This window comes from Streptomyces sp. 2-1 (assembly GCF_048564895.1).
Taxonomy (GTDB): domain Bacteria; phylum Actinomycetota; class Actinomycetes; order Streptomycetales; family Streptomycetaceae; genus Streptomyces; species Streptomyces phaeochromogenes.
Genome location: NZ_CP183383.1, coordinates 10370616 through 10382476, shown reverse-complemented (window position 1 = coordinate 10382476; position 11861 = coordinate 10370616). Strand labels below are relative to the sequence as shown.

The following is an 11861-nucleotide window of genomic DNA, read 5'->3' as shown; positions in this document are numbered from 1 at the left end:
TTGGACGATGTGTCAACCTCACGGAGCCGGGCACGTCGTCAACGACTCGGTCAACGGCCGCCGGACCGGCCCTGCGCAGGTGGCGGGTGCTTGTCAGAGTGGCCGGGCACGTATGGAGGCACCGTGAGTGAGGAACACCGGACGGCCGGAGGGCCGCACGGGAACGAGCCGGAGGCCGTGACGGGCCGTCCCCTCACCGTGGGCGACGTGCTGGGGCTTCCCGTGCTGGCCGCGGGGCAGCCCCGGGTGGTCGCCGGCGAGTCCGGGCTCGACCGGCGGGTCCAGTGGGTGCACATCACCGAGCTCACGGATCCCGCTTCGTTCCTGAAGGGCGGGGAACTCGTCCTCACCACCGGTATGCCGCTGCCGGAGCAGGCCGCCGAGGTCCGGCGGTACGTGGACGAACTCGCCGACATCGGTGCGGCGGCCCTCGTGATCGAACTGGTCCGCCGGTACCACCGCCCGCCCGAGGCGCTCGTGCAGGCCTGCCGCAGCCGCGGTCTGCCGCTCGTCACCCTGTCCAAGGACGTCAACTTCCTCGAGGTCACCCAGGTCGTCCACGCGCTGATCGTCGGCAACCAGATGCAGGCGATGCGCAGGACCCAGCAGATCCACGAGGCGTTCACCGCGCTGACGCTGCGCGGCGCCTCCCCGGAGGAGGTGGTCCGGGCGGCGGCGGAGACGAGCGGCCACACCGTCGTGCTGGAGAACCTGGTCCACCACGCGGTGATCTGCGAACCCTCGGGCCGGACCGTCGAGGAGGCGCTCACCGGGTGGGAGCGGCGTTCGCGGGCGACGCCTTCCCGCGACCACACGGAGGTGCTCGGTCCCGAACACTGGCTCGTGGCACCGGTGGAGTACCGCGGCGAACCGTGGGGCCGCGTCATCATGCTCCCCGCCCCGACCCGGACCCCCGGTACCACGTCGTTCGGCCCCGAGGACGTGGCCGTGCTGGAACGGACGGCGATGACCCTGACGATCGCCCGACTCATCCACGCGACGACCTGGGAGCGGAGCGCGCACCGCACCGCGCTGCGGGACATAGCCGAGCAGCGGCACCGCTCCCCCGACGAGGCCCGGGCCCGCGCCGCCGCCCTGGGCCTGCCCACCGAGGAGTGCCATTTCCTCGCCGTCCTGATCGACACCCCCACCCACCCGGGCGGCGAGGACCTGGAAACCCGGCTGGCCGAGGACCTGCGGACGGTGACCGTGCCGGCCCTCGTGGGCGAACTGGCCCCCGGACGCGTGGGCGTGCTGCTGTCCCTGCGCCCCTCGGGGTCCTGGCGGCCCACGGTCGAACAGCTCGGCCGCACCGCGCTGAACCTGGACGCGGGGGCCGTCGTGAGTGTCGGCTCCGAGGTCACCGACCTCTCCCGCGCGGCCCGTTCCTTCCGCGAGGCGACGCGTGTCGCGGAGGCGGCCCTGCCGCATTCCTCGGACAAGCCCTACTACGAGCTGTCCGACATCGGCCTGCGGCACCTTCTGTACGCGGTGCGCCAGGACCCACGTGTCCAGAGCTTCGCCGAGCGGCAGCTCGCCCAGCTCATCGACCACGACAGCCGGCACGGCACCAGCCTGCTGACGACGCTGCGCCACTACCTGGACGCCGCCGGCAACAAGACCACCGCCGCCCGCCGGGGCGAGCTGTCCCGGCAGACGCTCTACCAACGGCTGCACACCATCGAGCGGCTTCTCGACCTCGACCTCGAATCCGGCGAGCGCCGGACCGAACTGCACGTGGCCCTCATCGCGCTCGACGTGTCCCGGCTGGGCTGACGCCCCCTCAGGCGGCCACCGCGGCGCCCCGCTCGCCCCCCTCTCGGTGGATCGGCGCGTCCGAGCCGGTCAGCGGGACGCCCGTGCCACCCCGCCGGGCCGCGACGATCTCCGCCGCGATGGACAGGGCCGTCTCCTCGGGCGTACGGGCCCCGAGGTCGAGCCCGATCGGCGAGCTGAGCCTGGCCAACTCCCGTTCCGTCAGGCCGACTTCACGCAGTCGGCGTTCGCGGTCGGTGTGCGTGCGACGCGAGCCCATCGCGCCGACGAACGCGACCGGCATCCGCAGTGCCTCCTTCAGCAGGGGCACGTCGAACTTGGCGTCGTGGGTGAGTACGCACAGGACCGTGCGGGCGTCGGTCGCGGTGCGCCGGAGGTAGCGGTGCGGCCAGTCGACGACGATGTCGTCGGCGTCGGGGAAGCGCGCCCGGGTGGCGAAGACAGGTCGGGCGTCGCAGACCGTCACGTGGTAGCCGAGGAACTTGCCGACCCTGACCAACGCGGACGCGAAGTCGATCGCACCGAAGACGATCATGCGGGGCGGCGGGACGCGCGTCTCGACGAGCAGCGTGATGCCACCAGGGCAGTGCGATCCGTCCGCGGAAAGCTCGACCGTTCCGGTGCTGCCGTTGTCCAGCATGGCGTGGGCCTGCGCCGCCGCCGTCCGGTCCAGGTCGGGGTGCCCGCCGAGCCCGCCCTCGTACGATCCGTCGGGCCGTACGAGCAGGGCCTGGCCCATGAGTTCGGCCGGGCCGCGGACGACCCGGGCGAAGGCGGTCGGCTCGCCCTGGGCCGAGGCCGACAGCGCCGACCGGAACACCGTCCGGGCGGGCGCTGTCGCGCGCACCGGTGTGACGAGGATGTCGATGATCCCGCCGCAGGTCAGGCCGACCGCGAAGGCGTCCTCGTCGCTGTAGCCGAACCGCTCCAGGACACTCTCACCGTCTGCCAACGCCTGTTCGCACAGCTCGTACACCGCGCCTTCCACGCAGCCGCCGGACACCGAGCCGATGACCGTTCCCTCGCTGTCGACCGCGAGGGCGGCGCCGGGGCCGCGCGGAGCGCTGCCTCCGACGGCCACGACGGTGGCGACGGCGAAGTCCCGGCCCCCCTCCGCCCAGCCGTGCAACTCCTCGCCGATGTCAAGCATCCTGGCCTGCCATGAGGACGCGGTCGGGCCGGATGGGCAGGTTCCGGTGGCGTACGCCGGTCGCGTGCCAGACCGCGTTGGCGATGGCGGCTGCCGCGCCCACGATGCCGACCTCGCCGATTCCCTTGATCCCGACGGGGTCGTCCGGGTCGGGGTCGTCCACCCAGTCGGCCTCGATGTGCGGTACGTCGGCGTGCGCGGCGACGTGGTAGCCGGCGAGGTCGGCTCCGTAGTGGCCGCCGGTGACCCGGTCCCGGACCGCTTCCTCGTGCAGGGCCATGGAGATGCCCCAGGTCATGCCGCCGACCAACTGGTTGCGGGCGGTGAGGGGGTTGACGATCCGGCCCGCCGCGAAGACGCCGAGCATGCGGCGCACCCGTACCTCGCCGGTGGTGACGTCCACGGCCACCTCGGCGAACTGGGCTCCGAAGGAGTGGCGTTCCTTCGGAGCGAGGGCACCGATGGCCTCGGTCGTGTTCGACCGGGCCGTGATCCCCTCCGGCGGAATGCCGTCGCCCAGGGCGAGCCGCTCGCGCAGATCGCCGGCCGCGGCCGTGACGGCCCAGGCCCAGGAACGGGTGCCCATCGAGCCGCCCGCGATCATCGCCGGTCCGAGGTCGCTGTCGCCGAGGCGCACGCGGATGTGGTCCGGTGCCACCTCCAGCGCGTCGGCCGCGATCAGGGTGAGCGCGGTCCGCGCCCCGGTGCCGATGTCCGCCGCGTTGATCCGCACGGTGAAGGTGCCGTCCGCCTCCGCCGTGATGGCCGCCGTGGACGGGGCGGCACCGGCCGGGAAGGACGCCGCCGCCGTCCCGGTGCCCAGCAGCCAGCGTCCGTCGCGCCGCAGTCCGGGACGCGGGTCGCGGTCCGCCCAGCCGAACCTGCCCGCGCCCTTGCGGAAGCAGGCGATGAGGTTCCGGCCGCTGAACGGCAGACCGGACACGGGGCCCAGCGCGGGTTCGTTGCGGACGCGCAGTTCGATCGGGTCGAGGCCGCACTTCTCGGCGAGTTCGTCGAACGCCGACTCGATGGCGAACGACCCCGGCGCCTCACCCGGCCCGCGCATCCAGGTCGGCGTCGGCACGTCGAGCCGTACGATCCGGTTGGCCGTGTGGTGGGCGTCGGCGTCGTACATCACCCGTGCCACACCGGCGCTGGGCTCGACGAACTCGTGCACGGTCGAGGTGAGGCTCAGCGAGCCGTGGTCCAGCGCGCGCAGCCGCCCGTCGGTGTCGGCGCCGAGCCTGACCTGCTGTGTGGTGGGGCTGCGGTAGCCGGCCAGCGAGAACATCTGACGGCGGGTCATGACGACCCGGACCGGGCGCTGCAGGGTGGTCGCGGCCATCACCGCGGCCACCTGGTGCGGGCGGACGCCCTTGCTGCCGAAGCCGCCGCCGACGTGTTCGGAGCGCACCCACACCGAGGCCGGGTCGAGCGAGAACAGGTTGGCCAGTTCGCCGGCGACCCAGGTCGTGCCCTGGTTGGAGTCGACGACTTCGAGCCGGCCGCCGTCCCAGCGGGCCGTCGCCGCGTGGGGCTCCATCGAGTTGTGGTGTTCCTCCGGGGTGGTGTACCGCTCGTCCACCACGAAGGCGGACGCGGCGAGTTCGGCCTCCAGGTCGCCCTTCTCCACCACGCCCGGCATATGGCCCTCCGCCGCGTAGGCGTCCGGGTGTCCCGCGTAGAAGTCGACGTCGTGCGGTTCCACCTCGTAGTGCACCACGAGGGCTTCGGCGGCTTCCCGGGCCTCTTCGGAGGTCTCGGCGACGACCAGGGCGACCGGCCAGCCCATGTGCGGCACCCGGTCGTGCTGGAACACGGCGACGGTCGGATCCGGCGCGGACCCGAGCAGCCCCGGGTAGTCGGTCTCGACCCGCGGGGCGTTCTCGTGGTGCAGGACCGCGATCACGCCCGGCATACCGAGAACCGGCGCGGTGTCCACCGAGCGGACGCGGCCCCGGGCGACGGTCGACAACACCAGCCAGCCGTGGGCGAGTTCGGCGAAGGGGATCTCTCCGGCGTAGCGGGCCGCTCCGGTGACCTTGTCGCGGCCCTCGACGCGGGTGTGCGCGGTGCCGACGGCTCCCTTGACCGCCCGGGTGCCGGTCGTGACGGTGGTCATCGGGTGGCCTCCTCGGCGAGTCGGGTCAGCTCGGCCACCACGAGGTTGCGCATCAGGGTCACCTTGTATCCGTTGTGCGGCAGCGGCCGGGCGGCCGCGAGTTCGGCGTCCGCGGCGGCGGCGAAGGCCTCGGCGTCGGCCGGTCCACCGGTCAGTACGCGTTCGGCGGCGCGGGCCCGCCACGGCCGGGACGCGACCGCTCCGAAGGCCAGGCGCACCTCGCGTACGACGCCGTCCTGGACGTCGAGCGCGGCGGCGATCGAGCCGATCGCGAAGGCGTACGAGGCGCGCTCGCGCACCTTGCGGTAGCGGGAGTTGGCGGCGACCGGGGCGGGCGGCAGCGTGACATGGGTGATCAGCGCGCCCGGCGGCAGGTCCGTCTCGCGGTGCGGAGTGTCTCCCACGGGCAGGTAGAGCCAGCTGAGCGGCACTTCCCCCGGTCCGTCGGCCGTTTCGTACGACACGACCGCGTCGAAGGCGGTCAGCGCCACGCCCATGTCGGAAGGGTGGGTCGCGACGCAGCGGTCGGAGGCGCCGAGGATCGCGTGGTTGTGGTGCTCGCCCTTGATGGCGGGGCAACCGCTGCCCGGGACGCGCTTGTTGCAGGGCTTGGTCACGTCGGCGAAGTAGCCGCAGCGGGTGCGCTGGAGCAGGTTCCCGCCGACGGTGGCCATGTTGCGCAGCTGCCCGGAGGCGCCGGCCAGCACAGCCTGCGTCAACGCCGGGTAGCGGCGCCGGACTTCGGGGTGCGCAGCGAGGTCGCTGTTGGTGACGGTCGCTCCGATGCGGAGGCTGCCGTCCCGCGTCAACTCGATGGTGTCCAGCGGGAGTTCGCGGACGTCGACGAGCCGGCCGGGCCGCTCGACGCCGGTCTTCATCAGGTCGACGAGGTTGGTGCCGCCGCCCAGGAAGCGGGCGTCGGGATCGGCGTCGAGCAGCGCGACCGCGCCGGAGACGTCGAACACCCGCTGATATCCGAACTCCCTCATGCCGCCGCCTCCTCGGTCTGCGGGAGGCCCGCGGACGTCACGGTCTGCGTCTCGGCGGCCCCACGGGCGACGGCCTCGACGATGGACACGTACGCGCCGCAGCGGCACAGGTTGCCGCTCATCCGTTCGCGGATCTCGTCGGCGCTCAGCGGTGGTGGTCCGGCTTCGGGCCGGACGTCCTCGGTGACGGCGCTCGGCCAGCCGGCCGCGTGCTCCTCGATCACCGCGATCGCCGAACAGATCTGGCCGGGCGTGCAGTAGCCGCACTGATAGCCGTCGAGGTCGAGGAACGCCTGCTGCACCGGGTGGAGTTGATCGCCGGCGGCCATGCCTTCGATGGTGGTGATCTCACGACCCTCGGCCGCCACGGCGAGCTGCAGACAGGACACGGCCCGGCGGCCGTCGAGCAGGACGGTACAGGCACCGCACTGCCCCTGGTCGCAGCCCTTTTTGGTGCCGGTCATGTCGAGGCGCTCGCGCAGGGCGTCGAGCAGGGTGGTGCGGTGGTCGACGGAGAGCGTGTGTTTCTCGCCGTTGATGTTCAGACTGATGGCGCTATGCGTCGAGGGGGTGGCTGGGGCCATGATCAGCCTTCTTTCGCGTTCCCGAAGGGCGTCCGAGGGACGGTCCGGCGGGCAGAAGAGTCAGAGAGGGAATGCTGGTGACACCGGTCACGGGCGTCCACACCGGCCGCGCCCAGCGCTAGGATGAGCTCAACCGGACAGTTGTCCGCTCACAGGAAACGTAACGGACAGTTGTCCGGTTGAGCAAGGTCGGGATTCGGACACGGACCCGCGAGGAGGACGAGTGCAGCCCAAGAAGGACGGACCCCAGCGCTCGGACGCGCAGCGGAATCGCGAACGCATCCTGAAGGTGGCCCTGGTCGAGCTGACGAACTCCGCGGACACCCCGCTCAGCGTGATCGCCAGGAAGGCGGGCGTCGGGCAGGGCACGTTCTACCGGAACTTCCCCAATCGGGAGACCCTCGTCCTGGAGATCTACCGCCACGAGATGCAGCAGGTCGCCGACAGCGCGGCCCAGCTGCTCGAGACGCGGGAACCCGAGCAGGCGCTGCGCGAGTGGATGGACCAGCTCGCCCGGTTCGGCATGGCCAAGGCCGGCCTCGCGAACGCGATCCAGCAGGCGACGAGCGGTCCGGGGAACCTGGCGAAGCCCGGGCACGCCCCGGTGTCCGAAGCGGCCGAACTCCTCCTCCGCGCCAACGAGGAAGCCGGCACCATCCGCCCGGGCGTCACCGCGGACGACTTCATCCTCGCCATCGGCGGCCTCTGGCTGATCGACCCGGCCGGCGACTGGCAGCCCCGCGCCACCCGGCTCCTGGACCTGGTCATGGACGGGCTGCGCGTGGGCGCGCCCGGACCGGCCGGATCCGGACCGGCCGCACCGGGACGCTGAGCGACGCCGTTCGGCCGCCACGGGCGGGCACGCCATCCGCTCGACCGATGCCGCTGGCGTGATCAAAAAGGCGACGGTTTAGCATATGAGCGCCGCCTAGCTCGAAAGATAAACCTGTGACTGTCAATGACGACTCGTTCACCAACTGGAAGACCCGCGAGGAGATCGCGGAGTCGATGATCCCCCTCATCGGGAAGCTGCACCGGGAGCGGGACGTCACGGTCCTGCTGCACAGCCGCTCTCTGGTGAACAAGTCGGTGGTCAGCATCCTCAAGACCCACCGATTCGCCCGGCAGATAGCCGGCGAGGAGCTCTCGGTCACCGAGACGCTGCCGTTCCTGCAGACCCTCACCGAGCTCGATCTCGGGCCTTCGCAGATCGACCTCGGCATGCTCGCCGCGACGTACAAGGCCGACGACCGCGGTCTGTCGGTGCGCGAGTTCACCGCCGAGTCCGTCGCCGGCGCCACGGGCGCCAACAAGATCGATCGCCGTGAGCCGCGCGACGTCGTCCTCTACGGCTTCGGCCGTATCGGCCGCCTCGTCGCCCGCCTGCTGATCGAGAAGACCGGTTCCGGGAACGGTCTGCGCCTGCGTGCGGTCGTGGTCCGCCGGGGTGGCGAGCAGGACATCGTGAAGCGCGCCTCGCTGCTGCGCCGCGACTCCATCCACGGCCAGTTCCAGGGCACGATCACCGTCGACGAGGCGAACAGCACGATCATCGCCAACGGCAACGAGATCAAGGTGATCTACGCGAGCGACCCGTCGGAGGTCGACTACACGGCGTACGGCATCAGGGACGCCATCCTGATCGACAACACCGGCAAGTGGCGCGACCGCGAGGGCCTCTCGGGGCACCTGCGTCCCGGTATCGACAAGGTCGTCCTGACCGCGCCCGGCAAGGGCGACGTCCCGAACATCGTGCACGGCGTCAACCACGACACGATCAAGCCGGACGAGCAGATCCTGTCCTGCGCCTCCTGCACCACCAACGCGATCGTCCCGCCGCTGAAGGCGATGGCGGACGAGTACGGTGTCGTGCGCGGCCACGTGGAGACCGTCCACTCGTTCACCAACGACCAGAACCTGCTGGACAACTACCACAAGGCCGACCGCCGCGGCCGTTCCGCGCCGCTCAACATGGTCATCACCGAGACGGGAGCAGCCTCCGCCGTCGCCAAGGCGCTGCCCGACCTCAAGGCGCCCATCACGGGCAGCTCGATCCGGGTGCCCGTTCCGGACGTCTCGATCGCGATCCTCAGCCTGCGGCTCGGACGCGAGACCACCCGCGACGAGGTCCTCGACTACCTCCGCAACGTGTCGCTGACCTCGCCGCTCAAGCGCCAGATCGACTTCACCAGCGCCCCGGACGCGGTCTCGAACGACTTCATCGGATCGCGCCACGCCTCGATCGTCGACGCCGGCGCCACCAAGGTCGACGGCGACAACGCGATCCTCTACCTCTGGTACGACAACGAGTTCGGCTACTCGTGCCAGGTCATCCGCGTCGTCCAGCACGTCTCCGGGGTCGAGTACCCGACGTACCCGGCCCCGGCGGTCTGATCCCGCTGCACTGACCGTCCCGGCTGTCCCGCATGAGAGTGCGGGTCGGCCGGGACGTTCGCGTCGTGGTCCTGGGAATTCCCGGACCGCACCTTTCGCGCCGCTATCACGTTTTCATGACGGAAATCGCAATAACCCCCAACCCGACACACTTCGTTCACGGCATGGCTAGGCTCCAGTGCCTCATAGCGATCCGGAGGGGGATTCCCATGCGAAAGCACCCTGTCATAGCCGTGTCCTTCACAGCCGGTGCGCTGGCGGTTCTCGTTGCCGCCCCGGCCCAGGCGGCCGAGTACACATCGGCGTTGAAGGTCCGGGGCATCCAGTACGACGCACCCGGCAGCGACTCCAACAGATGCACCACCGGCAACACTCACCAGGAATACCTGACCATCAAGAACTACTCGTCCTCGGCGACCGTCAATCTCAAGGGCTACGTCGTCAAGGACAAGACCGGGAACCGGTTCGCCTTCACCGCGAACCACTATCTCCAGCCCGGTGACTATGTGAAGTTGCGCGGCGGCAACGGCAACGACTCCGATGCCAACAACGTCGTCTACCGCGACAACTGCAACTTCATGTGGAACAACGACGCCGACACCATCTACCTCTACAAGCCCGCGGGCAGCCGTGCGGACGTGCACAGCTACACGAAGAGCAACAACGACCGGGACGGCAACGGCTACATCGGCTACCACGGCTGACCTTGCGGTTCGTCGGGCGCCGGGCCGACCCGGTGTCCGGCGAACAGGCGCATACCGGCGGCCCCTTACAAGGGGACTGGATCGCTCAACTCGCGTTCGGCAACCGCGCGGAATCCGTTGGGCGGGCGGCCCGTGAGGAGTTGGACGGTGCCGGTGGTGCGGTCCTCGGCGCCACCGGCGATGGCGTGGTCCATGTCGGCCAGCATCGTGGCGAACTCCAGCGGTATGAACGCCGCGAGGCGGTCCCGCTGTTGTTCATGGGCCAGTCGGCGGTGGACCACGGGTCGACCGGTGACCTCCGTGACGATCGCGGCGATGTCGTCGTGGCTGAGCGCCTCCGGCCCGGTCAGGACCAGATCCGTGTTGGGGGCGCGGTCGTCGATGAGGGCACGCACGGCGACGGCGGCGATGTCGTCGGCGTCGACGAACCCGACACGGCCGGTGCCGGCCGCGGTCAGGATGGTGCCGTCCGCACGAATGCTTTCGGCGTGGGCGTGCGCTCCGGTGAAGTTCTGCATGAACCACGAGGGCCGCAGCACCGCCCACTCGTCGAACAGGCCGGGCAGCGCCTGATGCACCATTCCCACCGCCGGGCCGCCCTCGGGTACGGCCGAGGAACTGAGGAGCACCACACGGCGCACCCCGGCGGCGCGGGCCTGCCGCAGGAAGGGCAGCATGACCGACGCCGGGTCGGAGTCGCCCAGGGGCGGGATGAGGTAGACGCGGTCGACCCCGTCGAGCGCCTCGGCGTGGGTCCCAGGATCGCCCCAGTCGAAGCGGACCGGTTCCGCGCCCGGCACCGGAGTCGCGCGACGGCTGGCGGCCTTGACGCGATGGCCGGCGGCGATCAGTTGCTCGGCGATACGGCTGCCGGTCGTACCGGTGGCACCGATGACCAGAGTCCTGCCGGTGCTGCTCATCGGGTGCCGCTCGCGACGAAGTCGACGCCGGGTTCCTGGACGGCGAGCGGGTTCCAGTAGTCGCGGTAGGAGGAGATGAGCCCGTCCTGGAAGGTCACGACGGCGATATAGGTCATGTCGAAGGGGCCGCCGGTCTCCACGACCCGGCCCACACCGCGCATCTCGACCACGATGACGTCGGGCTCGGTGGTCTGGTGAATCCGCACGTCGCGGATGTCGTGCAGGTCGATGTGGTCGGGATAGTGGCGCATGTAGGCGGCGATGGCCTCCTTGCCCTCCAGCCGCCCGGGCCAGCCGGGGGGCGCGAAGGGAAACTCCATGACGCCGTTCTCGGCCCACAGGTCGACCCAGGCGGGGATGTTCTTGTCCAGCAGCAGGCGCAGGCTGTGGCGGTACAGATCTGCCGGTGAGGTGTTCGCGGGCATGCGTTGCTCCGTCCAGTACGATACGGACCGCTGGTCCGTTTCAATGGACGATACGGACCCAGGGTCCGTTTCGCAAATGGAGGAGCAGCATGACCGAGCGCAGACCACGCAAGGACGCGGCCCGTAACCGGGCCGCCGTCCTCGCGGCAGCCGACACGCTCTTCACCGAGTGCGAGAGCCCCGAGGACGTCACCATGGCCGACATCGCGACGGCGGCCGGCGTCGGCAAGGGGACGCTCTTCAGGGCCTTCGGCGACCGCACCGGACTGATCCGGGCGCTGTACGCGACGCGACTCGAACCGGTCGGGAGCGCCGTCGAGGAAGGCCCACCGCCGCTGGGGCCGGACACTCCCCCGCTTCAGCGCGTACCCGCCCTGCTCGACGCCCTCCTGTGCTTCAAGCTCGACAACCGCCATCTCGCCCTGGCCCTGGAGGCGACCGGCAACGACAGCCCCTACCAGGCGGAGCACTACGAGCGCTGGCACAGCCTGCTCCGGTCCGCACTGGAGCAGATTCCCGGCCTCACCAACAGCGACTTCACCGGGCACGCGCTGCTCGCCACCGTCCGGGCCGACCTCGTCGAGCACCTGGCCGGCCAGAAGGGCGTGTCCCGGGAAGACATGCGGAAGCAGTTGGCGACCTTCGTCGCCGAGGTGCTCGGTTCCGGTCCGGACGAGGCGCCGCGGTAGACGGTCGCACCGAGCTACGGGCCCGCACACAAGCGAGGAGCCGACCGGGTTTCCCCGGTCGGCTCCTCGATGCCGTGACTGCGATACGGCGTTACCTCGTTGTGGCGC

The 11861-nt window shown here is 70.8% G+C and carries 11 protein-coding genes; 5 read left to right on the top strand and 6 right to left on the bottom strand.

The window, feature by feature from the left end; genetic code table 11:
* The first annotated feature begins 123 nt into the window (after positions 1 to 123).
* Positions 124 to 1776, top strand: coding sequence for a PucR family transcriptional regulator (locus ACN20J_RS45360; RefSeq protein ID WP_419668306.1), 1653 nt, complete (start codon positions 124 to 126; stop codon positions 1774 to 1776).
* A gap of 7 nt (positions 1777 to 1783) precedes the next feature.
* Here the strand turns inward: ACN20J_RS45360 and ACN20J_RS45355 are convergent, their stop codons facing one another.
* The 4 genes from ACN20J_RS45355 to ACN20J_RS45340 are packed head-to-tail and all read right to left on the bottom strand — an operon-like array spanning position 1784 to position 6621.
* Positions 1784 to 2926 carry an XdhC family protein gene (locus ACN20J_RS45355; RefSeq protein ID WP_189842640.1) on the bottom strand — a complete coding sequence of 381 codons (1143 nt, stop codon included), beginning with the start codon at positions 2924 to 2926 and terminating at the stop codon, positions 1784 to 1786.
* Positions 2919 to 5048, bottom strand: a complete 2130-nt coding sequence (locus ACN20J_RS45350; RefSeq protein ID WP_189842641.1) for a xanthine dehydrogenase family protein molybdopterin-binding subunit — start codon at positions 5046 to 5048, stop codon at positions 2919 to 2921. Before ACN20J_RS45350 ends, ACN20J_RS45355 begins: the two co-directional genes overlap by 8 nt.
* On the bottom strand, positions 5045 to 6037 hold the full coding sequence (locus tag ACN20J_RS45345) for an FAD binding domain-containing protein (protein ID WP_361990142.1): 993 nt from the start codon (positions 6035 to 6037) through the stop codon (positions 5045 to 5047). Before ACN20J_RS45345 ends, ACN20J_RS45350 begins: the two co-directional genes overlap by 4 nt.
* Positions 6034 to 6621 (bottom strand): (2Fe-2S)-binding protein, encoded by a 588-nt coding sequence (locus ACN20J_RS45340; protein ID WP_190230025.1) that lies wholly within the window; start codon positions 6619 to 6621, stop codon positions 6034 to 6036. Before ACN20J_RS45340 ends, ACN20J_RS45345 begins: the two co-directional genes overlap by 4 nt.
* Positions 6622 to 6844: 223 nt before the next feature.
* Between ACN20J_RS45340 and ACN20J_RS45335 the strand changes: the two genes are divergently transcribed.
* The 3 genes from ACN20J_RS45335 to ACN20J_RS45325 all read left to right on the top strand — a co-directional run bounded on the left by ACN20J_RS45335 (position 6845) and on the right by ACN20J_RS45325 (position 9719).
* On the top strand, positions 6845 to 7453 hold the full coding sequence (locus ACN20J_RS45335) for a TetR/AcrR family transcriptional regulator (protein WP_189842644.1): 609 nt from the start codon (positions 6845 to 6847) through the stop codon (positions 7451 to 7453).
* Positions 7454 to 7569: 116 nt separating this feature from the next.
* Positions 7570 to 9015 (top strand): glyceraldehyde-3-phosphate dehydrogenase, encoded by a 1446-nt coding sequence (locus ACN20J_RS45330; RefSeq protein WP_189842645.1) that lies wholly within the window; start codon positions 7570 to 7572, stop codon positions 9013 to 9015.
* Positions 9016 to 9224: 209 nt separating this feature from the next.
* Positions 9225 to 9719: a lamin tail domain-containing protein gene (locus tag ACN20J_RS45325; protein WP_189842646.1), complete on the top strand. Its 495-nt coding sequence runs from the start codon at positions 9225 to 9227 to the stop codon at positions 9717 to 9719.
* Positions 9720 to 9784: 65 nt separating this feature from the next.
* Here the strand turns inward: ACN20J_RS45325 and ACN20J_RS45320 are convergent, their stop codons facing one another.
* Together ACN20J_RS45320 and ACN20J_RS45315 are read right to left on the bottom strand one after the other, a co-directional pair.
* Positions 9785 to 10639, bottom strand: a complete 855-nt coding sequence (locus ACN20J_RS45320) for an NAD(P)H-binding protein (RefSeq protein WP_419668305.1) — start codon at positions 10637 to 10639, stop codon at positions 9785 to 9787.
* Positions 10636 to 11064, bottom strand: a complete 429-nt coding sequence (locus tag ACN20J_RS45315) for a nuclear transport factor 2 family protein (RefSeq protein WP_361990132.1) — start codon at positions 11062 to 11064, stop codon at positions 10636 to 10638. The genes ACN20J_RS45320 and ACN20J_RS45315 overlap by 4 nt, the downstream gene beginning before the upstream one ends.
* A gap of 89 nt (positions 11065 to 11153) precedes the next feature.
* Here ACN20J_RS45315 and ACN20J_RS45310 point away from each other — a divergent pair, with 89 nt between their 5' ends.
* On the top strand, positions 11154 to 11753 hold the full coding sequence (locus tag ACN20J_RS45310; RefSeq protein ID WP_419668304.1) for a TetR/AcrR family transcriptional regulator: 600 nt from the start codon (positions 11154 to 11156) through the stop codon (positions 11751 to 11753).
* Positions 11754 to 11861 lie beyond the last annotated feature (108 nt).

Bases quoted from the DNA above. Each gene is read 5' to 3' on its own strand.
- ACN20J_RS45325 (WP_189842646.1), top strand. From the start codon at position 9,225: ATGCGAAAGCACCCTGTCATAGCCGTGTCCTTCACAGCCGGTGCGCTG.
- ACN20J_RS45340 (WP_190230025.1), bottom strand. From the start codon at position 6,621: ATGGCCCCAGCCACCCCCTCGACGCATAGCGCCATCAGTCTGAACATC.
- ACN20J_RS45345 (WP_361990142.1), bottom strand. From the start codon at position 6,037: ATGAGGGAGTTCGGATATCAGCGGGTGTTCGACGTCTCCGGCGCGGTC.
- ACN20J_RS45355 (WP_189842640.1), bottom strand. From the start codon at position 2,926: ATGCTTGACATCGGCGAGGAGTTGCACGGCTGGGCGGAGGGGGGCCGG.
- ACN20J_RS45350 (WP_189842641.1), bottom strand. From the start codon at position 5,048: ATGACCACCGTCACGACCGGCACCCGGGCGGTCAAGGGAGCCGTCGGC.
- ACN20J_RS45320 (WP_419668305.1), bottom strand. From the start codon at position 10,639: ATGAGCAGCACCGGCAGGACTCTGGTCATCGGTGCCACCGGTACGACC.
- ACN20J_RS45315 (WP_361990132.1), bottom strand. From the start codon at position 11,064: ATGCCCGCGAACACCTCACCGGCAGATCTGTACCGCCACAGCCTGCGC.
- ACN20J_RS45310 (WP_419668304.1), top strand. From the start codon at position 11,154: ATGACCGAGCGCAGACCACGCAAGGACGCGGCCCGTAACCGGGCCGCC.